Here is a 20661-nt window from a genome sequence, read left to right on the forward strand (position 1 = left end):
TCAGCCTCCGGTATAGCTCTTGATCACGGCCGGGTCGTTGAAGACCTCGGCCGGGGTGCCTTCGGCGATCAGGCCGCCGAAGTTCAGCACGGCCACGCGCTTGCACAGGTTGCTGATGGTCTCGATGTCGTGCTCGATGATGACGATCCCGACCGAGAATTTCTGGTGCAGGTCCTTCAGCATGTTCATGAAGTTGCGCTTGCCGTTGGTCTCCAGGCCGGCCAGCACCTCGTCCAGCAGCAGCAGCTTGGGATTGGTCGACAGGGCCTTGGCCACTTCCAGCGCCTTCAGTTCGGTGAGCGCCAGGCCGGTCGAGGCATCGCGCTCGGCCTTGGCGGTGAGGTTGGTGAAGGCCAGGATCTCGTCGATGCGCTTCCTGTCGACCGACCCGGTGCCGAAGCGCTGGGCCACTTCCAGGTTCTGGCGCACCGTCAGCTCGTGCATCGGCTGCGGGATCTGGAAGGTGCGGCCGATGCCCATGCGGGCGCGCTGGTACATCGGCGCGCGCAGCACGTCGGTGCCGTTGAACACGATGCGGCCAGTGGTCGGGCGCACCAGGCCCGAGATCGCATTGAACAGGGTGGTCTTGCCGGCGCCATTGGCGCCGACCAGGCCGACCACGTCGCCGGTGCCGACCGACAGCGTGACATCGTTGACCGCCGTGAGGCCGCCGAAGCGGACCGTGACGTTTTCAAGCTGCAGCATCTTTTTTCCTCATGAACTTGCGGAACAGGCCAAGCAGGCCGTCCGGGCTGGCGATGATCATCACGACCAGGACCAGGCCGAGCACCAGCTGGTGGCCGGTCGGCATGATGTTCTTCACGAACAGCTGGTCGACCAGGTAGACCACGACCGCGCCGATCAGGGGACCGGTGATGGTGCGGTAGCCGCCGAAGATGGCCGCCACGATCGGGATCGTCACCCACAGCGCGCTGAAGGCGTAATCCGGCTCGAGGAAGTTGATGTAGTGGGCGTTGAAGGCGCCGACCACGCCGCACATGAAGGCCGACACCAGCAGCATCAGCGCTTTCAGCAGGGTGTTGTTGACGCCCACCACGCGGGTCGCGTCCTCGCTGTCGTGCATGGCGCGCAGGGCCAGGCCATGCGGGCTGCGGCGGATGCGGTCATAGATCCAGGCGAACACCAGCACGATGGTCAGGATCACCAGGTAGTTGCCGATCTTGCTGGCGAAGTCGAAACCGAACAGGGTCGGCAGCTGCGGGATGCTGGCGATGCCGGCCGAGCCGCCCGTCACCGATTCCCACTCGGTGGCGAGGATGCGGAAGATGTGGGCATAGGCCAGGATCGCGAGCGCGAAGTAGGGACCGCGCAGGCGCAGCACCGGCAGCATCAGGATGGCCGAGACCACCGCGCCGACGCCGCCGAGCAGCAGGCCGAGGAAGATCGGCACGCCATGCTGCATGCTCAGCACGGCCGAGGTATAGGCGCCGACGCCGAAGAAGGCCGCGTGGCCGAAGCTCACCATGCCGCCCAGGTTGCCCAGCAGGGCCCAGGACAGGGCGATGCCGCCGATGACGAGCGAGGCGATCACCAGGCTCATCACGTAGGCGTCACCGCCCAGGAGCACCGGCACCAGGATGTAGGCCGCCACCAGGACGGCAAGCAAAAGTTTATTGGTTTTCATCCACGCCTCCGTACAGCACCGAACAGGCCGTTAGGCATGACGAACAGGACCAGCAGGAACAGGCCCATGCCGGCGAGTTCTTGCAGGGCCGAGCTGGCCAGGGTGACGGTGAGCGATTCGGCCACGCCCAGCAGGACAGCGCCGATCAGCACGCCCGGGATCGAGCCGATGCCGGCCAGGACGGTGATGATGAAGGCCTTCACGGTCAGCACGCTGCCGTAGGCCGGGGTGATCACGCCATAGCTGAACAGGGCGACGCCGGCGAAGGCGGCCAGGATGCCGGCCACGATGAAGGACACCAGTTCGGTCTTGCCGGGGTTGATGCCCATGAGCTTGGCGGCGTCGCGGTTGCTCGAGACGGCGCGCACGGCGCGGCCATACCAGGAGCGCGAGAGCCACCACCAGAGGGCGACGATCAGCACGATGCTGACGCCGAAGAACAGCACTTCGGAGCGCATCGAGTACAGTTCGCCGACGACGAAGGCTTCCTGCATCCAGCTCGAGCTGGTGGCGCGCACGTCGGCGCTCCAGATCATCAGGACCAGGTTGGTGAGGATTACGCCGACGCCATAGGTCAGGGTGAGCGAATTGATTTCGCGGTTGGTGCGGATCTTGCCGACCACGAAGTACAGCAGCGCCGAGGTGATCGTCACGACGATCACGGCCACCGGGATGGCGGTCAGCGGGTTCCAGCCAAGTTTCGATTCCACCGTGTAGGCGATATACGCCGCCAGCAGTACCAGTTCGCCGTGTGCCAGGTTGATCACTTTCATGGCGCCGAAGACCAGCGCCAGGCCAAGTGCGATGAGGGCGTAGGAGCCGCCCTGCAACAACCCGGAATACACGGCTTGTAAGATCAAGTCCGTCATTTATGCATTCCCATCGCTCAGTTCCCATCAAATTCATGCGGGCCGGGGAATCCGGCCCGCCTACTTCATGCTGCTGTCTTACCAGGGCACGCCCGGGAAGACCGGCTTGGCGGTTGCCGCTTCCTTCGGCCACACCAGTTCGACCTTCTTGCCCTGGTGCTGACCCATGCGCTGGGTGAAGTTCTTGTTGTCGCCGTTGGCGTCGAACTGCACGCGGCCGATCAGGGTCTGGCGGTCGGTCTTGCGCATTTCCTCGATCACGCCGCCCTTCTTGATGGTGCCCTTGTCGGCGGCGCGTGCGATCGCTTCGAACAGCAGCATCGACTGCACGTAGCCGAACTGGCCCAGGTAGTCGGGTTCCTTCTTGTGCAGCTTGGTGTAGGCGTCGCCGAAAGCCTTGCCGTCGGCGGTCGTGAAGTTCACCGGGAAGGGCAGGACCGCGGTGCCGTACACGTTCGGCATCAGGTCCGGGAAGTCAGCCGCCATCTTCGGGGTGGCCAGCGACCACACGCCGGCGATGGCCTTGACGGTGTTCGGCTTGAGCACGCGGGCGGCGCGCAGGATGCCGACGTACTCGTTCTCGTAGCCGACCATGGCGATGAATTCCGAGCGGTCGCGCAGCTTGACCTTGTTCAGGATGGGCTTGAAGTCGGTGATCGCCGGGTCAAAAGCGTGCATCGCGACCTTGATGCCCTTGGCGGCCAGGGTCTTCTCGACGTCCGCGGCCAGGCCGTGGGTGGCGTCCTTGGTCGAGTAGATGATCGAGACTGACTTCACGCCGAGGTCGCCGATCAGGCCGACCAGGGCCTTCTGGTAGCCCTCGGTATTATTAATGCGGAAGAAGTTCTTGCGGCCGGCTTTCACCAGGCCGTCGTCGACGCCGCCCGAGGTGATGTAGGCCAGGCCCAGCTTGTTCGCCGCGTCCGAGGCCGGCGAGATGTTGTTCGAGCCGTAGCCGCCGGTGACGGCGACCACGCCCTGGCTGGCCAGCTTCTCCACGGCAGCCACGGCTTTCGCCGGTGCCGATTCATCGTCCACGGTGACCAGCTTGATGGTGTGCTTGCCGTTGGTCTTGTTGAAAACCTCGGCCGCCACGCGGATGCCTTCCTGGGTGCCCATGCCGACGCGCGCCAGCGGGCCGGTCAGCGGGATCTGCACGCCGACCAGGAATTCGTCGGCGTGCGCCGAACCTGCGCTCATTGCTGCGCTCAGTGCTGCACCTACCGCGAGGGCGATTGTCTTTGCCTTGCTCATTGTCTCCACCTTTTCAGATTGTTGTCGATACTGGCTCCGTCGCCGGAACCCCTTCCTTGTGCCGTCGGGCCGGTGGCCCTCCGTCATCCGTTCTGCAAAATCGATGGCAAGCCGGGGGCGTTCACGCCCTGCGGGATGCCTGGCGTGCCTTTCCTTTCTTGCCGGGTCAGCGGGGCGTGGCCCCGCTTAATGTATGTGGCGGCCCATGCTCGTTTCCACGTTGCGCACCAGTTGCACCAGGCGCGGGCCCAGGTCCTCGAGCAGCTTGTCCTTCGGGAGCAGGAAAGCCGGTCCGCCGCAATTGAAGGACGTCGTCTTGGCGTTCTCGGGGTCGACCAGGGGCACGCCGACGGCGCTGATGTTCACGTCCCATAGACCCGAGGACAGCACGAAACCGCGGTCCTGGTAATCCTTGAAGCCTTGTTCGATGTCGGCCTTGATCTTCGGCCAGTTGGTTTCCGCATGCAGGCGGATGTGGTCCATCAGGAAGTCGCGGTCGGCCTGGGGCAGGCCGCACAGATAGGCTTTGCCCATCGCGGTGGTGGCCAGCGGGATGCGCGAACCGGCGTCGCGGCGCAGGCTGACGGCGGCGCTGCCGCGGCAGGCTTCGACGTACACCATGTCCAGGCGGTCGCGGATGCCGATGGCGACGCTGCACTGGGCGTATTCGGCCAGTTCCTGCATGGCGGGACGCGCGAGCTTGCGCACGTCGATGTTGGCGAGCAGGGTGTAGCCGAGGGCGAGCACGGGTGCGCCGAGCTGGTAGCGCCCCGCATCGGGCGAATAGGTCAGGTAGCCGAGCTTGGTCAGCGTATAGGTCAGACGCGAGATGGTCGGCTTCGGCATGCCGGTGCGCTTGGCCATCTCGCTATTGGTCAGTGAGGCCTCGCCGGGCCGGAAGCTGCGCAGGATCTCGAGCCCGCGCGCCAGGGCGGTCACGAATTGACGGTCCTTGGCGTTGTCTTCCTCAGTGAATGACTGAATTTCGTCCATCTCGATTGTCTCCATTGCCCAGCATCTGTGGCTGAGTCTGGAATTGATGATCACACACGAAAAACGGCAGTGTCAACTGTTTTGTGAAATGGTGGTTCGCACTGCGAAATGGCGAATATTTACGCTCCCATGAAACACGGGCAAAAACCGAGAAAAACGGTTTTTCGCGGGCCGAAATGGGTCGCGTCAAGACGTTTACATTCCCGCCAAAAATCGGTTATCGTTGACTTCGCTGCAAAATGCAAAACACAATTTCGCACAGCGAACCAACTACAAGACAAGGAGACAGGATTCATGAATTCCGGCGCAACTGCCCAGGTCGTGCGTGAACGGCATGGCGACATCCTTCTGGTAACCATCGATAATCCGCCCGTCAATGCCCTCGGGGTGGACGTGCGTCGCGGCCTGATGGAGGCAATCGAAGCCGCCGACGGCGACGCCGGCGTCAAGGCCATCGTGCTGGCCGGCGCGGGCCGCAACTTCCTGGGCGGAGCCGACATCCGCGAGTTCGGCAAGCCGCCGATGCCGCCGGCGCTGCCGGATGTCTGCAACCGCATCGAAGCCTCGGACAAACTGGTCGTCGCCGCCATCCACGGCGCGGCCCTCGGCGGCGGTCTCGAGATCGCGCTGTCCGCCCATTACCGCGTCGCACTGCCGAGTGCCAAGCTGGGCCTGCCGGAAGTCGCGCTCGGCCTGCTGCCGGGCGCCGGCGGCACCCAGCGCACGCCGCGCCTGGTCGGCGCCAAAGCCGCGCTCGACCTGATGCTCTCGGGCCGTCACGCCAGCGCCGCTGAAGCCGCCAAACTGGGCCTGGTGGACCGCGTCGCGCAGGGCGTCGCACATGGCGAGGATGCGGCCGCCGCCGGCATCGCCTATGCCAACGAGCTGCTGGCAGCCGGTGCGCCGGTGCGCCGCACCAGCGAAGCGAATGCGCTGTCGAACCGCGAAGAGCAGCAGGCCGTCATCGACGCCGCGCGCACCGAGACTGCCAAGAAATCGCGCGGCCTGTTCTCGCCCCTGAAGATCGTCGATGCGGTGCAGGGCGCCCTCGACCTGCCTTTCGACGAAGGCCTGGCCCTGGAACGCAAGCTGTTCCTGGAATGCCTGGACAGCCCGCAGCGCGCCGGCCTGGTGCATGCCTTCTTCGCCGAACGCGAAACGGCCAAGTCGCCCGAAACCCGTGACGCCAAGCCGCGCGCAATCGCCAGCGTCGGCATCGTCGGCGGCGGCACCATGGGCGCCGGCATTGCCGTGGCGGCCCTGGACGCCGGCCTGCCGGTGACCATGATCGAACGCGACGAGGAAGCGCTGGCGCGCGGCCGCAAGAACGTCGAGAAGGTCTATGACGGTCAGGTGAAGAAAGGCCGCATGACCGAGGAAGCCAAGGCCGCCGTCATGGCGCGCTGGTCCGGCAGCACCCAGTACGATGCGCTGGCCGGGGTCGACCTGGTGATCGAAGCCGTGTTCGAAGAGATGGGCGTGAAGAAGGCCGTGTTCGCGGAACTCGACCGCGTCTGCAAGCCGGGCGCCGTACTGGCCACCAACACCTCCTACCTCGACATCGACGAGATCGCCGCCAGCATCTCGCGTCCCCAGGACGTGATCGGCCTGCACTTCTTCTCGCCGGCGAACATCATGAAGCTGCTCGAGATCGTGGTGCCGGCCAAGGTATCGAGCGACGTCGTCGCCACCGCCTTCGAGCTGGCCAGGAAGCTGAAGAAGACCCCGGTGCGCGCCGGCGTCTGCGACGGCTTCATCGGCAACCGCATCCTCGCCGTCTACGGCCAGGCGGCCCACTACATGATGGAAGACGGCGCCTCGCCCTACCAGATCGACAAGGCCCTGCGCGACTTCGGCTACCCGATGGGTCCCTTCCAGGTGTCGGACCTGGCCGGCGGCGACATCGGCTGGGCCACCCGCAAGCGCCGCGCCGCCACGCGCGACCCGAAGGCCCGCTACGTCCAGATCGCCGACCGCCTGTGCGAGCGCGGCTGGTTCGGCCAGAAGACCGGCCGCGGCTACTACCTGTACCCGGACGGCGCCCGCACCGGCACCCCGGACCCGGAAGTCGAAGCCATCATCGAGCAGGAGCGCCAGCGCGCCGGCATCACCCCGCGCACCTTCACCGACGAGGAAATCGTGCGCCGCTACCTGGCCGCGATGATCAACGAGGGCGCGAACGTCGTGCACCAGAAGATTGCCCTGCGTCCGCTGGACGTGGACGTGACTTTCGTCCATGGCTACGGCTTCCCGCGCTACCGTGGCGGTCCGATGAAGTATGCCGACACCGTCGGCCTGCCGAAGATCCTGGCCGACATCCAGGAATTCGCCAAGGAAGACCCGCTGTTCTGGAAACCGTCGCCGCTGCTGGTGGAGCTGGTCGAGAAGGGCCAGGACTTCGCCAGCCTGAACCAGCTGAGCAAATAAGCTGAGCAAATAAGCTGAGCAGGCCAGGTGTATAAGCCTGGCAAATAAATCGACAGTTTAAATAAGTTAGTCTTATAAATCAGGAGACTCGCCATGCGCGAAGCCGTCATCGTTTCAACCGCCCGTACGCCGCTGACCAAGGCGCACCGCGGCGAATTCAACATCACTTCCGGCCCGACCCTGGCCGCCTTTGCCGTGCGCGCCGCCGTCGAGCGTGCCGGCATCGACCCGGCCCTGATCGAGGACGCCATCCTCGGCTGCGGCTACCCGGAAGGCACGACCGGCCGTAACGTTGCGCGCCAGGCCGTGATCCGCGCCGGCCTGCCGATCTCGATCGCCGGCACCACCGTGAACCGCTTCTGCGCGTCCGGCCTGCAGGCCATCGCCATCGGCGCAGGCCGCATCGTGGTCGACGGCGCTCCGGCCGTCATCGCCGGCGGCGTGGAAAGCATCTCGCAGATCCGCACCCGCGAAAAGGGCGACTCGGGCATCGACCCATGGATGCTCGAGAACAAGCCCGAGCTCTACATGCCGATGATCGAGACCGCCGACATCGTCGCCGCCCGCTACAACATCAGCCGCGAAGCCCAGGACCGCTTCTCCTTCGAATCGCAGCGCAAGACCGAGGAAGCGCAGCTGGCAGGTCGCTACAAGGACGAAATCGTCTCCTGCACCACTACCATGCAGGTCACCGACAAGGAAACCGGCGCCGTCTCGCAGCGCGAAGTGACGATCGACCAGGACACCTGCAACCGCCGCGGCACCACCTACGAGGGGCTGGCCAAGCTGGCGCCCGTGAACGGCCCGGACAAGTTCATCACCGCCGGCAACGCTTCCCAGCTGTCGGACGGCGCTTCGGCCTGCGTGATGATGGAGGCAAAAGAAGCCGAGCGCCTGGGCCTGGCCCCGCTGGGCGCCTTCCGCGGCATGGCCGTCGCCGGCTGCGAGCCCGACGAAATGGGCATCGGCCCGGTGTTCGCGGTGCCGAAACTGCTGTCGCGCTTCGGCCTGACCGTGAACGACATCGACCTGTGGGAGCTGAACGAAGCTTTTGCATCGCAGGCCATCTACTGCCAGCAGCGCCTCGGCATCCCCGACGAGCGCCTGAACGTGAACGGCGGCGCGATCTCGATCGGCCACCCGTTCGGCATGACCGGCGCCCGCCTGGCCGGCCACATCCTGTTGGAAGGCAAGCGCCGCGGCGCCAAGTACGCCGTGGTCACGATGTGCATCGCCGGCGGCATGGGCGCGGCAGGCCTGTTCGAGATTTACTGAGGATAGTCATGGACCTGAATTTCACCCCCCAAGAAGAAGCATTCCGCGAAGAAGTCCGCGCCTTCCTGGCCGAGAAGCTGCCGAAGCGCCTGAGCGACAAGGTTGCCAACGGCAAGCACCTGACCAAGGCCGACATGGAAGAGTGGCACGCGATCCTGAACGCGCGCGGCTGGCTGGCCAACCACTGGCCGGAAGAATACGGCGGCCCGGGCTGGACCGCCGTCGAGAAGTTCATCTTCGAGAACGAATGCGCGCTGGCGAATGCGCCGCGCATCGTGCCTTTCGGCGTCAACATGCTGGGCCCGGTCCTGATCAAGTACGGCAACGAGGCGCAGAAGCGCTACTGGCTGCCGCGCATCCTGGACGGCTCCGACTGGTGGTGCCAGGGCTACTCGGAACCGGGCGCCGGCTCCGACCTGGCAGCGGTCAAGACCACCGCCGTGCGCGGCACTGACGCCGACGGCGACCACTACATCGTCAACGGCCAGAAGACCTGGACCACGCTGGGCCAGCACGCCAACATGATCTTCTGCCTGGTGCGCACCAACCGCGAAGCCAAGAAGCAGGAAGGCATCAGCTTCCTGCTGGTCGACATGAACAGCCCGGGCGTCGAAGTGCGTCCCATCATCACGCTCGACGGCGAGCACGAAGTCAACGAGGTCTTCTTCACCGACGTGCGCGTGCCGGCGGAGAACCTGGTCGGCGAAGAGAACCGCGGCTGGACCTGCGCAAAGTACCTGCTGACCTACGAACGCACCAACATCGCCGGCGTCGGCTTCTCGGTGGCCGCGCTGGCGCGCCTGAAGCGCATCGCCGCGACCCAGACCCGCAACGGCAAGCCGCTGCTGGACGATCCTTCGTTTGCAAGCCGCCTCGCCCGCGTCGAGATCGACCTGGAAAACATGAAAACCACGAACCTGCGCGTGATCGCGGCGGTGGCCGGCGGCGGCGTGCCTGGTGCGGAAAGCTCGATGCTGAAGATCCGCGGCACCGAGATCCGCCAGGAGATCCTGTCGCTGACCCGCCGCGCGATGGGCGTGTATGCGCGTCCGTTCACCCAGGACATGCTCGACGCGGAGTACAGCGGCGAAGCGTTCGGCCCGGACTTCGCAGCCGCCGCGACGGCGCAGTACTTCAACAACCGCAAGCTGTCGATCTTCGGCGGCTCGAACGAAATCCAGAAAAACATCATCTCCAAGATGATCCTCGGACTGTAAGGGGAGACACATGAACTTCGAACACACTGAAGAACGGCGCATGCTGGCGGACAGCCTGAACCGCTACATCGCCGAACAGTACGACTTCGAGACGCGCAACCGCATCGCCGCGTCCGAACAGGGTTTCTCGCTTGAAAAGCTGGAGAAATTCGCCGAACTGGGCGTCATCGGCGCGCTGCTGCGCGAAGAAGACGGCGGCTTCGGCGGCGGCGGCTTCGATGTCGCCGTGGTCTTCGAAGCCCTGGGCCGCGGCCTGGTGCTCGAACCGCTGCTGGGCAGCGCCGTGCTGGCGGCCGAGGCGATCTCGTTTGCCGGCAATGCCGAACAAAAGGCCGTGCTGGAAGAAATCGCGGCGGGCGCCACCATCGCCGCCTTTGCCCACGACGAGCCGAACACCCATTACGAACTGGCGCGCGTGCAGACCACGGCCCGCCGCGAGGGCGAGGCCTGGGTGCTGGACGGCGTCAAGGCCGTGGTCCAGGCCGGCGAGCAGGCGAATGTCTTCGTCGTCTCGGCCCGCACCTCGGGCAATATCGACGACGAAGCCGGCATCTCGCTGTTCCTGGTGCCGAAGGACGCGCCTGGCGTTTCCGTGCGCGGCACCCCGACCATGGATGGCGGCCGCGTGGCCGACGTCAGCTTCGCCAACGTGCAGCTGACCGGCGCCGCCCTGCTGGGCGAAGAGGGCAAGGGCTATGCGGCGCTGGAACGCGCCGTCGGCCGCGGCATCCTGGCGCTGTGCGCCGAGGCCCTGGGCGCGATGGAAGCGGCCAAGGCTGCCACCCTCGACTACCTGCGCACCCGCAAGCAGTTCGGCGTGCCGATCGGTTCCTTCCAGGCCCTGCAGCACCGCATGGCCGACCTGCTGCTGGAAATCGAGCAGGCCCGTTCGACCGTCATCAACGCCGCCGCGGCCCTGGAGCTTGACCGCATCACGCGCGAGCGCGCCCTGTCGGCAGCCAAGATGAGCATCGGCCGCATCGGCACCCTGGTGGCGGAAGAGTGCATCCAGCTCCACGGCGGCATCGGCATGACCTGGGAACTGCCGATGGCCCACTTCGCCAAGCGCCTGGTGATGATCGACCACCAGCTCGGCGACGAGGACCATCATCTCGAGCGCTATATTGCGCTGGGTCGGCAACATCAGCGCGAGTCGGCCACGGCATGAGCGCCGCCGTGCTGGTGCGTACCGAGGGCGCCGTGCGCGTCCTCGTCAACAGCAATCCGGCGGCCCGCAATGCGATCCGGCCGGAACTGTACGACGAGTTGCCGGCCGCGCTGGATGCGGCCGCGGCCGACCCAGGCATCGGCGCCATCGTGCTGGTCGGCGACGGCGACTTCTTCTGCGCCGGCGGCGACCTGCGCCAGCTGGCCACGCGGCGCGAACTGCCGCCGCACGAACGCCGTGCGAAGATCGAGCGCCTGCATGGCCTGGTCCGCGCGATCCGCGCCTGCCCGAAGCCGGTGATCGCCGCCGTCGAGGGCGGGGCGGCCGGCGCCGGCATGTCGCTGGCCCTGGCCTGCGACATGCTGGTCGCGGCGCGCAACGCCTTCTTCGCGATGGCCTATGTGAAGGTCGGCCTGAGTCCGGATGGCGGCGCCACCGCTTTCGTCTCGCGTTTTCTTTCGCCGCAGCTGATGATGGAGCTGTGCCTGCTGGGCGAGCGCCTGGGCGCCGAACGCATGCATGCGCTGGGCGGGGTCAACCGCCTTGCCGAGCCTGGACAGGCGCTGGCCGAAGCCGTGGCGCTGGGCGCGCGCGTGGCCGAGGGACCGGCGAACGCCGGTGCACGCATCAAGCGCCTGTGCCAGAATGCCGGCGCTGCGACGCTGGAAGAGCAGCTCGACCTGGAGGCGGAGCTGATGGCCGAGTCCCAGGGCGACGACGAAGCGCAGGAGGGCATCGCCGCCTTCTTCGCCAGGCGCGCGCCCGATTTCGCGGCCTTGCGCTCTGGTGCTTCGAGGCAGGAACAAGAATAGCCATGCCGGCGCCGCGCGACAATGAGATCGCCGGCGCCGGCAGGCAGAGAAAAGTGGAGTGTATTGTGACTAGCAAATCGAATCTGCCGCTGGCTGGCGTGCGCGTGCTCGACCTGTCGCGCGTGCTCGCCGGTCCCTGGTGCGCCATGGTGCTCGGCGACCTCGGCGCCGAAGTCATCAAGGTCGAGCACCCCGAACGCGGCGACGACACGCGTGACTGGGGCATGCGCATCGGCTCGACCGAGACCGCCTATTTCAACAGCGTGAACCGCAACAAGCGTTCGGTCTGCCTCGACCTGAAGACGCCGGAAGGCCAGGAGATCGCGCGCGAGCTCGTGAAGAAGAGCGACGTCGTGATCCAGAATTTCAAGTTCGGCGACGTCGAACGCATGGGTCTCGGCTACGACGAGCTGAGCAAGGAACAGCCCGGCCTGATCTACTGCTCGATCACCGGCTACGACCGCACCGGTCCGGAAGCCACGCGTCCCGGCTACGACCTGGTGATCCAGGGTGAATCGGGCCTGATGGCCCTGAACGGCGAACCGACCCAGCCGCCGCTGAAGTTCGGCGTCGCGGCGGTGGACATGATGACCGGCATGTACGCGGCCCAGGGCGTGCTCGCCGCGCTCTACGAGCGCGAAAAGACCGGCACGGGACGCCATGTCGGCATGGCCCTGTTCGACTGCGGCCTGATGATCACGGCCTACTATGGCCTGGAGGCGCTGCTGCGCGGGAACGACCCGCCGCGCTTCGGCAACGGCCATCCCTCGATCATGCCGTATGGCGTGTACGAGGCCGGGGACGGTCCGCTGGTCATCGCGGTCGGAAACAACAGCCAGTTCCTGCGCTTCTGCACCGAGGTGATCAACCGCCCCGACATCGCGGCCGACGAACGCTTCAAGACCAACCTGACGCGCACCCAGCACCGCGACGAACTCATGCCGGAACTGCGGCGCGAGATCGCCGCCCGCAAGCGGCGCGACCTGCTCGATGCGATGAGCCGGGTCGGCATTCCCTGCGGCGAGGTGGCCGGCCTGCACGAGGCGCTGACCTCGCAGCGCGCCGTCGAGGGCGGCCTGGTCCAGACCATGCCGCACGAGGAAGCCGGCAGCGTGCAGATCCTGGCCTCGCCTTACCGTTTCAATGGCGAGCGCCTGCCGGTGCGCCGCGCACCGCCGAAGCTGGGCGAGGGCACCAGCGCGGTGCTGGCCGAGCTGCTCGGCCTGTCCGAGGACAGGCTGGCCGGGCTGAAGGAACGCGGGGTCGTGTAAGCCGGCTGCTTGCGGGCTGCCGGGTCCCCCCCGGCCGCTCGGCAGCAGGAACCCGGAGGCTCGAATCGCGCTCCAATGCCTTTGGCGGCGTATCACCGCGCCGCCCTTGGCTCTGGAGGAGCGCCAAATGAATCCGCTATCGAAACGTCTATCGCTTGCGGCACTGGCCGTGCTGTTGAGTGCCTGCGCGGCGGTCACCCCGCGCCAGGACCTGGTCGGCTCCGCCGCGCCGCCCGAATCCGCCACCCGTACCGTCACCATCACGCCGGACACCCGCCACGTCGACGTCGTTGGCGGCGATGTGGTGCGCTTTGCCGCCGGCGGCAAGGTCTTCGCCTGGGATTTCAATGTCAGCCCCCTCGTCACCGTGTTCGCACTGAACCAGGTGGCGCCGCCGGGCACGCTGGACCATGAGGTGCTGGTGTATGTGACGCCCGACCCGCGCTATTACGAACCGAGCCAGATCCCTGCGCTGAGCAGGCTCGCGAACGAGTAGGCCGGGCCGGTTTTGGAAGAGCGCCTGACAGGATGCCAGGCGCTCCCGCTCAGCCCGGGTCGGCCGACAGGCCCGCGGCATCTCCCGCCGCGGCCCTGGGCTCGCGCATGCGCAGCATGGCCACGAGCGAGACCGCCTTGACCGCGATCGCGATCCAGAACACCAGCAGGAAGCCGAAGTGGTGCGCCAGCACGCCGCCGAGCAGGGGGCCGGCGGCCATCATCAGGTGCGAGGCCGTGTCCGACACCGCGATCAGCATCGGCAGTTCCTGGTGGGCGCCGAACTCCAGCACGAAGTTCTGCGAGGCGAGCTGGTAGCCGCCCAGGCCCGCGCCCAGGCCGCAGAAGGCCAGCACGAAGAACGCCAGGCTGGTCGAGAACATCAGCGCCAGGGTCGAGAGCAGCCACAGGCCGACGCTGAGCAGGAACACCAGCCGGTAGCCGCGCGCGTCGGCGATGCGGCCCCAGAGCAGGTTGCTGGCGGTCTGGGCCAGGAGGAAGGACAGCGACAGGTAGCCGAGCGTGGCGCCCGAGAGATCGATGAAGCCGCCGGCGTGGATGGCGTAGAAGGGCGCCGCCGCCATGCCGAAGGCGGCCAGGGCGCGCGCGGTGAAGAAGCGCGCGAACTGGCGGTCGCCGCGCAGCATGGCGGGTACCTCGCGCAGGCGCTGGGCCAGGCTGGAGGCGGCGCGCACGGCCAGCGACTCCGGCTCGCGCAGGAAGCTCAAGGCCGAGATGCCGATGCTGGTGAGGATGAAGGCGACCATGAAGGTCGCCGCATAGCCGTTGCCGAAGGCGTTGGCCTCGACCAGGTATTTGCCGCCCAGCCAGGCCACGGCGGAGGCCGACAGGCCGCCGAGGAAGTTGCGCATGCCGCCCAGCTGGCCGCGCCGGTTGGCGGGGATGACTTTCGCGATCACGAAATTGAAGCTGACCGCCTGCATTCCCCAGAAGAAGCCGAACAGGGCCAGGAACACGCAGACCGCGACCAGGGCCGCGTCCCCTTCGAGGAAGAAGCCGGACAGGGCCAGCCCCAGCACCTGGGCGCGCATCAGCCAGCCGACGCCGAACACGACCGGCATCACGCGGCGCCGGTGTTCGATCAGGGTTGCGCTCCAGATCGAGGACAGCGCCATGCCGAGCGACTGGCCGGCCAGCGCCAGGCCGACCGTCAGGTTCGATTGCGACAGCAGGTAGATATAGGCCGGCACGAAGGTCGGCGCCGTCACCAGCCGGAAGCCTGTGACGCCGAGGAAGCCGTGCACCAGGTTGGCGGCGTAGTTGCGCGGCAGGTCGCGCGCGACCTGGGCGTCGTAGGCGGCCTGCGCGCCCTGGGCCTGCTCCTGTGCGGCCGCGTCGAGCGCCGGCGGCCTTGCCGTCATGCCGGCGTCTCCGGGCGGGTCATCGCTTGCCCATCCGCTCAGCCGCGCGTGCGCGCGACCGACAGGTCGGCGATGCGCTCCCACTGGGCCGCCACGTCGTCGGCGCTGGCCTGCGGGCCGAGCTCGACCCAGGGGCTTTCCATGATGGCGGCGAGGCTGAAGCTGCCGCCGGCCGCCTGCAGGATGGCGCCGCTGGGCGCGCCTTCGCTGCACAGGTAGACCACGCCCGGAACGATGTGTTCCGGTCCCAGCCTGTCGAGCTGCTCCTGCGGCATCAGCCCGGCCGTCATGCGCGTGGCCGCGACCGGCGAGATGGCGTTCACATGGATGTGGCGCTTGGCGCCTTCGATCTTCAGGGTGTTCATCAGGCCGACCAGGCCCATCTTGGCGGCGCCGTAGTTGGCCTGGCCGAAGTTCCCGTACAGGCCGGAAGGCGAGGTGGTCATCACGATGCGGCCGTACTCCTGTTCCATCATGACCGGCCACACGGCCTTGCTGCAGTTGAAGGCGCCCATCAGGTGCACGTCGAGCACGGCCTGGGCGTCGTCGAGTTCCAGCTTCATGAAGCTCTTGTCGCGCAGGATGCCGGCGTTGTTGACCAGGATGTCGATGCGCCCGAAAGCCTTCATCGCCTGCTCGACCATGGCGGCGACGCCCTCGCGGTCGGTGACGCTGGCGCGGTTGGCGATCGCCTCGCCGCCCATGGCGGCGATCTCGGCGACCACGGCGTCGGCGGCGGTGCCGGCGCCGCGCCCGTCGGCTGCGCCGCCCAGGTCGTTGACGACGACGCGCGCGCCGCGGCGGGCGAGTTCGAGCGCATAGCAGCGTCCGAGACCGCCGCCGGCGCCGGTGACGATGGCTGTTTTTCCTGCGAAGCTGATCATGGGTCTGGCCTTTTTTAGTGGTTGCGGTATGTCTTCCCGAAAATCATAGCACGGCAGACCGGGCTGGAAAAAGGAAGATGCGTCATTTTTAGAAAAGACAGTCTGTCCTGTTCGCAGTGCGGAATCGGGCGGTTTCCACAGGCGGGGCCGGGCTATAATGCCCGCTGCTCAACTGTCCCGGTGCCGCCATGGAAGAACCCGTCAACGCCAGCCGCATGACGCAACGCTATGCGAAGAAACGCGAGGCCATCCTGCACGAGGCGGCGCGCCTGTTCAACCGCAGCGGCATCAAGGGCGCGACGCTGTCGGACGTGGCTGGCGCCGTGGGCCTTTCCACCAACAGCATCACCTACTACTACAAGAAGAAGGAAGACCTGGTCGTCGCCTGCCTGCTGCGCTCGATCGAGACCGTGAGCGGCATCATCGCCAGCGCGGCGCACGAGCCCACCCCCGAACAGCGGGTGCGCAGCTTCGTCGTCCTGTTCCTGGCGCGCCTGGCCCGCACCGCAGCCGGCCAGGACGGCGAGATGATGACCTTCCGCGACGTGCACGTGCTCGGAAGTCCCCATTCGGAAGTCGTCTTCGCGGCGTATATCGAGATGTTCCGCGCCTGCCGGCGCCTGCTCGCAAGCGGCCCGATCAGGCCGGGCCGGCGCGTCGAACTCAATGCGCGCACCCACCTGCTGCTGACGCTCACGCTGTGGACGATGTCCTGGAGCGCGCGCTACGACCCCGAGGACTTCGCGCTCGCCGCTGACCGCATGGGCGACATCCTGGTCCAGGGTATCGGGTCGGCGGCCGCGCGCTGGCGGATCACGGCCCTCGACGAGGCGCTCACGGCGGCCCCGGGCGCCGGCGACAGCGCGCAGGACGCATTCTTGCGCGCCGCCACGGCCCTGATCAACGAGGCCGGCTACCGCGGCGCCTCGGTCGAACGCATCTCCGCCCGCCTGAACGTCACCAAGGGCGCCTTCTACCACCACAATCCCAGCAAGGAAGAACTGATCTCGGCCTGCTTCGATCGCAAGTTCACGGTCATCCGCGAGATGCAGCGCATCGCCATGGCGAGCCGGGCGTCGGGCTGGGACAAGCTGTGCGCCGTGTCGCGCGCCCTGGTGCGCTACCACTTTTCCGAACACGGGCCGCTGCTGCGCACCTCGGCCTGGAGCGAACTGCCCGACGAGATGCGCGAAGCCAAGCTGCTCGCCACCGCCCGGCTCGACCAGCGCTTCGTCAGCCTGCTGGTCGAGGGCATGCAGGACGGATCGATCCGCCCGCTCGACCAGGCGATCGCCGGCGCGCTGGTGAGCGGGATGGTGAACGCGGCCGTGCTGCTGGACCGCTGGGTGCCGGACGTGAACGGGGAGAACGCGATCGAGCTGTTCGTGAGGCCGCTGTTCGAGGGACTGCTGGCGCGGGATTGAGCTGCCCTTTCCAGCGTTTCGGGGTTTCGGTATTTCGCTGTGCGAGCCAAGGGCGGGCGCTGCTACATTTTTTCGTAAAAGGGGTATTGCACAGCCCGCGAATGCGCGATACCGTAGGGTGGGCGCCCCGTGCCCACGCGTGACGCTCGTATGGTGTTGGCGCATCAACGGGCCAACAATGTTCATCGTTCACGCGTGGGCACGTCATTGATGCCCCCGGCATCAATGACCCCACCCTACAACAGCACGCATAGCCGTGCCATTCACCAAGGAGGAGACACATGTCATTGTTCGACCTGAGCGGTAAAGTCGCCATCATCACCGGTTCCTCGCGCGGCATCGGCCGCGCGATCGCCATACGGGTGGCGGAGCAGGGGGCCAAGGTGGTCGTTTCGTCGCGCAAGGAGCAGGCCTGCGCCGAAGTCGTCGCCGAGATCAACGCGGCGCAGGGCGAGGGCAGCGCGATTGCCGTGCCGGCCAACATCTCGTCGAAGGAAGACCTGCAGCGCCTGGTCGACGCCACCAATGCCGCCTTCGGCAAGATCGACATCCTGGTCTGCAATGCGGCCTCGAATCCCTACTATGGCCCGATGTCGGGCATCAGCGACGAGCAGTTCCGCAAGATCCTCGACAACAACGTGCTGGCCAACCACTGGCTGATCGGCATGGTGGCGCCGCAGATGATCGAACGGCGCGACGGCGCCATCGTCATCGTGTCCTCGATCGGCGGCCTGCGCGGCTCGCCGGTGATCGGCGCCTATAACGTGTCGAAGGCGGCCGACATGCAGCTGGCGAGGAACCTCGCCGTCGAATTCGGTCCGCACAACGTGCGCGTCAACTGCATCGCGCCGGGCCTGATCAAGACCGACTTCGCGCGCGCCCTGTGGGAAGACCCGGAGCGCCTCAAGGAAGTCAACGAGCGCGCGCCGCTGCGCCGCATCGGCGACCCCGACGAGATCGCCGGTACCGCCGTCTACCTGGCCTCGCGCGCAGGCAGCTTCGTCACCGGCCAGAACATCGTGGTCGACGGCGGCGTGACCATCTGAGGAGGCGGCATGGACGAACTGCAGGCATTCCGCCGGGAGGTACGCTCCTGGCTGGAACAGAACTGTCCGCCGGAGATGCGCGTGCCGGCAAGCGGGGACGCCGACATCGTCTGGGGCGGGCGCAAGATGCAATTCGGGTCCGAGGCCCAGCGCCTCTGGCTCGAGCGCATGGCGGCCAGGGGCTGGACCGTGCCCGAGTGGCCGGTCGAGTACGGCGGCGGGGGCCTCTCGCGCGAGCAGGCCAAGGTGCTGCGCCAGGAGATGGCGGCCCTGGGCTGCCGCGTGCCGCTGCAAAGCTTCGGCATCTGGATGCTGGGGCCGGCGCTGCTCAAGTACGGCACCGAGGAGCAGAAGCGCGAACACCTTCCCCGCATAGCGCGCGGCGAGATCCGCTGGTGCCAGGGCTACTCGGAGCCGAACGCGGGCTCCGACCTGGCCTCGCTGCAGACCCGGGCCGAGGACCGCGGCGACCACTTCATCGTCAACGGCCAGAAGGTCTGGACCTCCTACGCCGACAAGGCCGACTGGATCTTCTGCCTGGTGCGCACCGACTTCACGGCCAGCAAGCACAAGGGCATCAGCTTCGTGCTGTTCGACATGGACAGCCCGGGCGTCTCGACCCGGCCGATCACCCTGATCTCGGGCAAGTCGCCCTTCTGCGAGACCTTCTTCGACAACGTGCGGGTCGAGAAGCGCAACCTGGTGGGCGAACTGAACGAGGGCTGGACCATCGCCAAGTACCTGCTGACCCACGAGCGCGACATGATCGGCGCCATGGGCGAGCGCGCCCGTCCGCCGGCGCTGGGCCAGTTCGCGGCCCGTGCGGTCGGCCTGGACGCGGCCGGCAAGCTCGACGATTCCATGCTGCGCACCGATGTCGCCCGTTTCGAAGTCGACGAGGCGGCCTTCCGGCTGCTCCTCGAGCGCAGCGGCGACCTGGCGCGCCAGGGCAAGGCGCATCCGGCATTCTCGTCCGTGCTGAAGTATTACGGTGCGGAGCTGAACAAGCGTCGCTACGAACTCCTGATGGCAGGTGGCGGCAGCGACGCGCTGGAGTGGGAGGGCGAGCGCAGCGGCGACGGCGAGCTGGCGCGCACATGGTTGCGGTCCAAGGCCAATTCGATCGAGGGCGGCACCAGCGAGGTGCAGTTGAACGTCATCGCGAAACGCATCCTCGGCCTGCCGGGCGCCTGAGCCCACACTTTTGGAGCGCATTCGGAGAACACTATGGCACTTGTACTGAACCAGGAACAGGACATGCTGCGCGAGAGCGCGCTGCAGTTCATGAAGGAGAGCGCGCCGGTGGCCCAGCTGCGCGCGCTGCGCGACGGGCGCAACGACGACGGCTTTTCGCGCGCGCTGTGGGCGAGCTTTGCGGAGATGGGTTTCACCGGCGTGCTGGTGCCGGAAGCCTACGGCGGGCTGGGGCTGGGCATGGTCGAAGCCGGCGCCATCATGGAGGCCATCGGCCGCAACCTGACGGCGGCGCCGTTCTTCTCGACGGCAGTGCTGGGCGCCAGCCTGCTGGTGCGGCACGGGAACGCGGCCCAGAAAGCGCGCTGGCTGCCGCCGCTGGCGCGCGGCGAACTGCTGGTGGCGCTGGCAGTCGACGAGGCGGCGAAGCACCGGCCCGAGCGCATCGGCCTGCGCGCCGAGCGCGACGGCGACGCTTACGTGCTGAGCGGCGACAAGCTGTTCGTGGTCGACGGCCACGTGGCCGACCTGCTGCTGGTGGCGGCGCGCACCGAGGACGGCGTCACGCTGTTCCTGGTGGAGGGCGATGCGGCCGGACTGCGGCGCGAGCGCAGCAGCATGGTCGACGCCCACAATGCGGCGCGCCTGGCGTTCGGGGGCGTGCGCGTGGGGCCTGATGCCGTTGTCGGCGAAGCCGGGCAGGGCGGCGCGCTGCTCGAGGGTGTGCTCGACATCGGCCGCGCCGCGCTGGCGGCCGAGCTGCTGGGCATCGCCGACGAGGTCTTCGAGCGCACCCAGTCCTATCTGAAGGAGCGCCGCCAGTTCGGCCAGATCATCGGCGAATTCCAGGCGCTGCAGCACCGTTCGTCCATGCTCTACTGCGACATCGAGCTGACCCGCGCGATCGTGCTCGGCGCCCAGCAGGCGCTGGACGAGGGCAGCCCGCAGGCGGCGGCCCTGGTCTCGGCGGCGAAGTCGCGCGCCGGCCTGACCGCGACCACGGCGGTGCAGGAAGGCGTGCAGATGCATGGCGGGATCGGCATGACGGACGAGTTCGAGATCGGCTTCTTCATGAAGCGGGCGCGGGTCGTCGAGGAACTGCTGGGCGATGCGCGCTATCACGCGGACCGGTGGGCGAAGCTGAGCGGGTATTGAGGTTACCGCCGTTTCGCTTTTTCGTAGGGTGGACACCTGTGTCCACGCGGTCGTGCTTCGGCATACAGCAAAGTCTCTCCATGCTGGCGTGCTCGGGTTGGAATGGCTATAGAAAACGCCGAAGCCGTACAGCGTGGACACAGGTGTCCA

Annotated in this window: 18 protein-coding genes; 11 read left to right on the forward strand and 7 right to left on the reverse strand. The window is 67.0% G+C overall.

Annotation, left to right across the window (positions count from 1 at the left end; genetic code table 11):
- From ACSUZJ_RS12245 to ACSUZJ_RS12265, 5 genes are all read right to left on the reverse strand, one after another.
- On the reverse strand, positions 1 to 705 hold the full coding sequence (locus ACSUZJ_RS12245; RefSeq protein ID WP_499408449.1) for an ABC transporter ATP-binding protein: 705 nt from the start codon (positions 703 to 705) through the stop codon (positions 1 to 3).
- The gene (locus tag ACSUZJ_RS12250; protein ID WP_499408451.1) at positions 692 to 1645 is read right to left on the reverse strand and encodes a branched-chain amino acid ABC transporter permease; all 954 of its coding nucleotides are present in this window, start codon (positions 1643 to 1645) and stop codon (positions 692 to 694) included. The genes ACSUZJ_RS12245 and ACSUZJ_RS12250 overlap by 14 nt, the downstream gene beginning before the upstream one ends.
- Positions 1642 to 2514, reverse strand: a complete 873-nt coding sequence (locus ACSUZJ_RS12255) for a branched-chain amino acid ABC transporter permease (RefSeq protein ID WP_499408453.1) — start codon at positions 2512 to 2514, stop codon at positions 1642 to 1644. The genes ACSUZJ_RS12250 and ACSUZJ_RS12255 overlap by 4 nt, the downstream gene beginning before the upstream one ends.
- Before the next feature lie 78 nt (positions 2515 to 2592).
- The gene (locus ACSUZJ_RS12260) at positions 2593 to 3714 is read right to left on the reverse strand and encodes an ABC transporter substrate-binding protein (RefSeq protein WP_499408455.1); all 1122 of its coding nucleotides are present in this window, start codon (positions 3712 to 3714) and stop codon (positions 2593 to 2595) included.
- A gap of 240 nt (positions 3715 to 3954) precedes the next feature.
- A complete protein-coding gene (locus ACSUZJ_RS12265; RefSeq protein ID WP_499408457.1) occupies positions 3955 to 4761 on the reverse strand; it encodes an IclR family transcriptional regulator in 807 nt (268 codons plus the stop codon).
- Between the two features lie 294 nt (positions 4762 to 5055).
- On the opposite strand from ACSUZJ_RS12265, the gene ACSUZJ_RS12270 reads away from it, so the two are divergent.
- The 7 genes from ACSUZJ_RS12270 to ACSUZJ_RS12300 all read left to right on the forward strand — a co-directional run bounded on the left by ACSUZJ_RS12270 (position 5056) and on the right by ACSUZJ_RS12300 (position 13427).
- The gene (locus tag ACSUZJ_RS12270) at positions 5056 to 7188 is read left to right on the forward strand and encodes a 3-hydroxyacyl-CoA dehydrogenase NAD-binding domain-containing protein (protein WP_499408459.1); all 2133 of its coding nucleotides are present in this window, start codon (positions 5056 to 5058) and stop codon (positions 7186 to 7188) included.
- Between the two features lie 93 nt (positions 7189 to 7281).
- Positions 7282 to 8463, forward strand: coding sequence for an acetyl-CoA C-acyltransferase (locus ACSUZJ_RS12275; RefSeq protein WP_499408461.1), 1182 nt, complete (start codon positions 7282 to 7284; stop codon positions 8461 to 8463).
- A gap of 8 nt (positions 8464 to 8471) precedes the next feature.
- On the forward strand, positions 8472 to 9680 hold the full coding sequence (locus ACSUZJ_RS12280; protein WP_499408463.1) for an acyl-CoA dehydrogenase family protein: 1209 nt from the start codon (positions 8472 to 8474) through the stop codon (positions 9678 to 9680).
- 10 nt (positions 9681 to 9690) lie between these two features.
- Positions 9691 to 10848: an acyl-CoA dehydrogenase family protein gene (locus ACSUZJ_RS12285; RefSeq protein WP_499408465.1), complete on the forward strand. Its 1158-nt coding sequence runs from the start codon at positions 9691 to 9693 to the stop codon at positions 10846 to 10848.
- A complete protein-coding gene (locus ACSUZJ_RS12290; RefSeq protein WP_499408467.1) occupies positions 10845 to 11660 on the forward strand; it encodes an oxepin-CoA hydrolase, alternative type in 816 nt (271 codons plus the stop codon). Before ACSUZJ_RS12285 ends, ACSUZJ_RS12290 begins: the two co-directional genes overlap by 4 nt.
- A 65-nt stretch (positions 11661 to 11725) precedes the next feature.
- Positions 11726 to 12931 (forward strand): CaiB/BaiF CoA transferase family protein, encoded by a 1206-nt coding sequence (locus ACSUZJ_RS12295; RefSeq protein WP_499408470.1) that lies wholly within the window; start codon positions 11726 to 11728, stop codon positions 12929 to 12931.
- Positions 12932 to 13058: 127 nt separating this feature from the next.
- Complete coding sequence (locus ACSUZJ_RS12300) at positions 13059 to 13427, forward strand: CzcE family metal-binding protein (protein WP_499408472.1); 369 nt, start codon at positions 13059 to 13061, stop codon at positions 13425 to 13427.
- A gap of 49 nt (positions 13428 to 13476) precedes the next feature.
- Here ACSUZJ_RS12300 and ACSUZJ_RS12305 read toward each other — a convergent pair whose 3' ends face one another.
- Both ACSUZJ_RS12305 and ACSUZJ_RS12310 read right to left on the reverse strand, forming a co-directional pair.
- On the reverse strand, positions 13477 to 14808 hold the full coding sequence (locus ACSUZJ_RS12305; RefSeq protein ID WP_499408474.1) for an MFS transporter: 1332 nt from the start codon (positions 14806 to 14808) through the stop codon (positions 13477 to 13479).
- 38 nt (positions 14809 to 14846) lie between these two features.
- A complete protein-coding gene (locus ACSUZJ_RS12310; protein WP_499408476.1) occupies positions 14847 to 15692 on the reverse strand; it encodes an SDR family NAD(P)-dependent oxidoreductase in 846 nt (281 codons plus the stop codon).
- 188 nt (positions 15693 to 15880) lie between these two features.
- Here ACSUZJ_RS12310 and ACSUZJ_RS12315 point away from each other — a divergent pair, with 188 nt between their 5' ends.
- From ACSUZJ_RS12315 to ACSUZJ_RS12330, 4 genes are all read left to right on the forward strand, one after another.
- Complete coding sequence (locus ACSUZJ_RS12315) at positions 15881 to 17116, forward strand: TetR/AcrR family transcriptional regulator (RefSeq protein ID WP_499408478.1); 1236 nt, start codon at positions 15881 to 15883, stop codon at positions 17114 to 17116.
- Positions 17117 to 17397: 281 nt separating this feature from the next.
- Positions 17398 to 18162, forward strand: coding sequence for an SDR family NAD(P)-dependent oxidoreductase (locus tag ACSUZJ_RS12320; protein ID WP_499408480.1), 765 nt, complete (start codon positions 17398 to 17400; stop codon positions 18160 to 18162).
- Positions 18163 to 18171: 9 nt separating this feature from the next.
- Positions 18172 to 19356 (forward strand): acyl-CoA dehydrogenase family protein, encoded by a 1185-nt coding sequence (locus ACSUZJ_RS12325; RefSeq protein ID WP_499408482.1) that lies wholly within the window; start codon positions 18172 to 18174, stop codon positions 19354 to 19356.
- 33 nt (positions 19357 to 19389) lie between these two features.
- Positions 19390 to 20511 carry an acyl-CoA dehydrogenase family protein gene (locus ACSUZJ_RS12330; RefSeq protein ID WP_499408484.1) on the forward strand — a complete coding sequence of 374 codons (1122 nt, stop codon included), beginning with the start codon at positions 19390 to 19392 and terminating at the stop codon, positions 20509 to 20511.
- The last annotated feature ends 150 nt before the right edge of the window (positions 20512 to 20661 follow it).

Source organism: Telluria sp. B2 (genome assembly GCF_051789535.1).
Lineage (GTDB): Bacteria > Pseudomonadota > Gammaproteobacteria > Burkholderiales > Burkholderiaceae_D > Telluria.

Bases quoted from the DNA above. Each gene is read 5' to 3' on its own strand.
- ACSUZJ_RS12245 (WP_499408449.1), bottom strand. From the start codon at position 705: ATGCTGCAGCTTGAAAACGTCACGGTCCGCTTCGGCGGCCTCACGGCG.
- ACSUZJ_RS12250 (WP_499408451.1), bottom strand. From the start codon at position 1,645: ATGAAAACCAATAAACTTTTGCTTGCCGTCCTGGTGGCGGCCTACATC.
- ACSUZJ_RS12255 (WP_499408453.1), bottom strand. From the start codon at position 2,514: ATGACGGACTTGATCTTACAAGCCGTGTATTCCGGGTTGTTGCAGGGC.
- ACSUZJ_RS12260 (WP_499408455.1), bottom strand. From the start codon at position 3,714: ATGAGCGCAGGTTCGGCGCACGCCGACGAATTCCTGGTCGGCGTGCAG.
- ACSUZJ_RS12265 (WP_499408457.1), bottom strand. From the start codon at position 4,761: ATGGACGAAATTCAGTCATTCACTGAGGAAGACAACGCCAAGGACCGT.
- ACSUZJ_RS12270 (WP_499408459.1), top strand. From the start codon at position 5,056: ATGAATTCCGGCGCAACTGCCCAGGTCGTGCGTGAACGGCATGGCGAC.
- ACSUZJ_RS12275 (WP_499408461.1), top strand. From the start codon at position 7,282: ATGCGCGAAGCCGTCATCGTTTCAACCGCCCGTACGCCGCTGACCAAG.
- ACSUZJ_RS12280 (WP_499408463.1), top strand. From the start codon at position 8,472: ATGGACCTGAATTTCACCCCCCAAGAAGAAGCATTCCGCGAAGAAGTC.
- ACSUZJ_RS12285 (WP_499408465.1), top strand. From the start codon at position 9,691: ATGAACTTCGAACACACTGAAGAACGGCGCATGCTGGCGGACAGCCTG.
- ACSUZJ_RS12290 (WP_499408467.1), top strand. From the start codon at position 10,845: ATGAGCGCCGCCGTGCTGGTGCGTACCGAGGGCGCCGTGCGCGTCCTC.
- ACSUZJ_RS12300 (WP_499408472.1), top strand. From the start codon at position 13,059: ATGAATCCGCTATCGAAACGTCTATCGCTTGCGGCACTGGCCGTGCTG.
- ACSUZJ_RS12305 (WP_499408474.1), bottom strand. From the start codon at position 14,808: ATGACGGCAAGGCCGCCGGCGCTCGACGCGGCCGCACAGGAGCAGGCC.
- ACSUZJ_RS12310 (WP_499408476.1), bottom strand. From the start codon at position 15,692: ATGATCAGCTTCGCAGGAAAAACAGCCATCGTCACCGGCGCCGGCGGC.
- ACSUZJ_RS12315 (WP_499408478.1), top strand. From the start codon at position 15,881: ATGGAAGAACCCGTCAACGCCAGCCGCATGACGCAACGCTATGCGAAG.
- ACSUZJ_RS12320 (WP_499408480.1), top strand. From the start codon at position 17,398: ATGTCATTGTTCGACCTGAGCGGTAAAGTCGCCATCATCACCGGTTCC.
- ACSUZJ_RS12325 (WP_499408482.1), top strand. From the start codon at position 18,172: ATGGACGAACTGCAGGCATTCCGCCGGGAGGTACGCTCCTGGCTGGAA.
- ACSUZJ_RS12330 (WP_499408484.1), top strand. From the start codon at position 19,390: ATGGCACTTGTACTGAACCAGGAACAGGACATGCTGCGCGAGAGCGCG.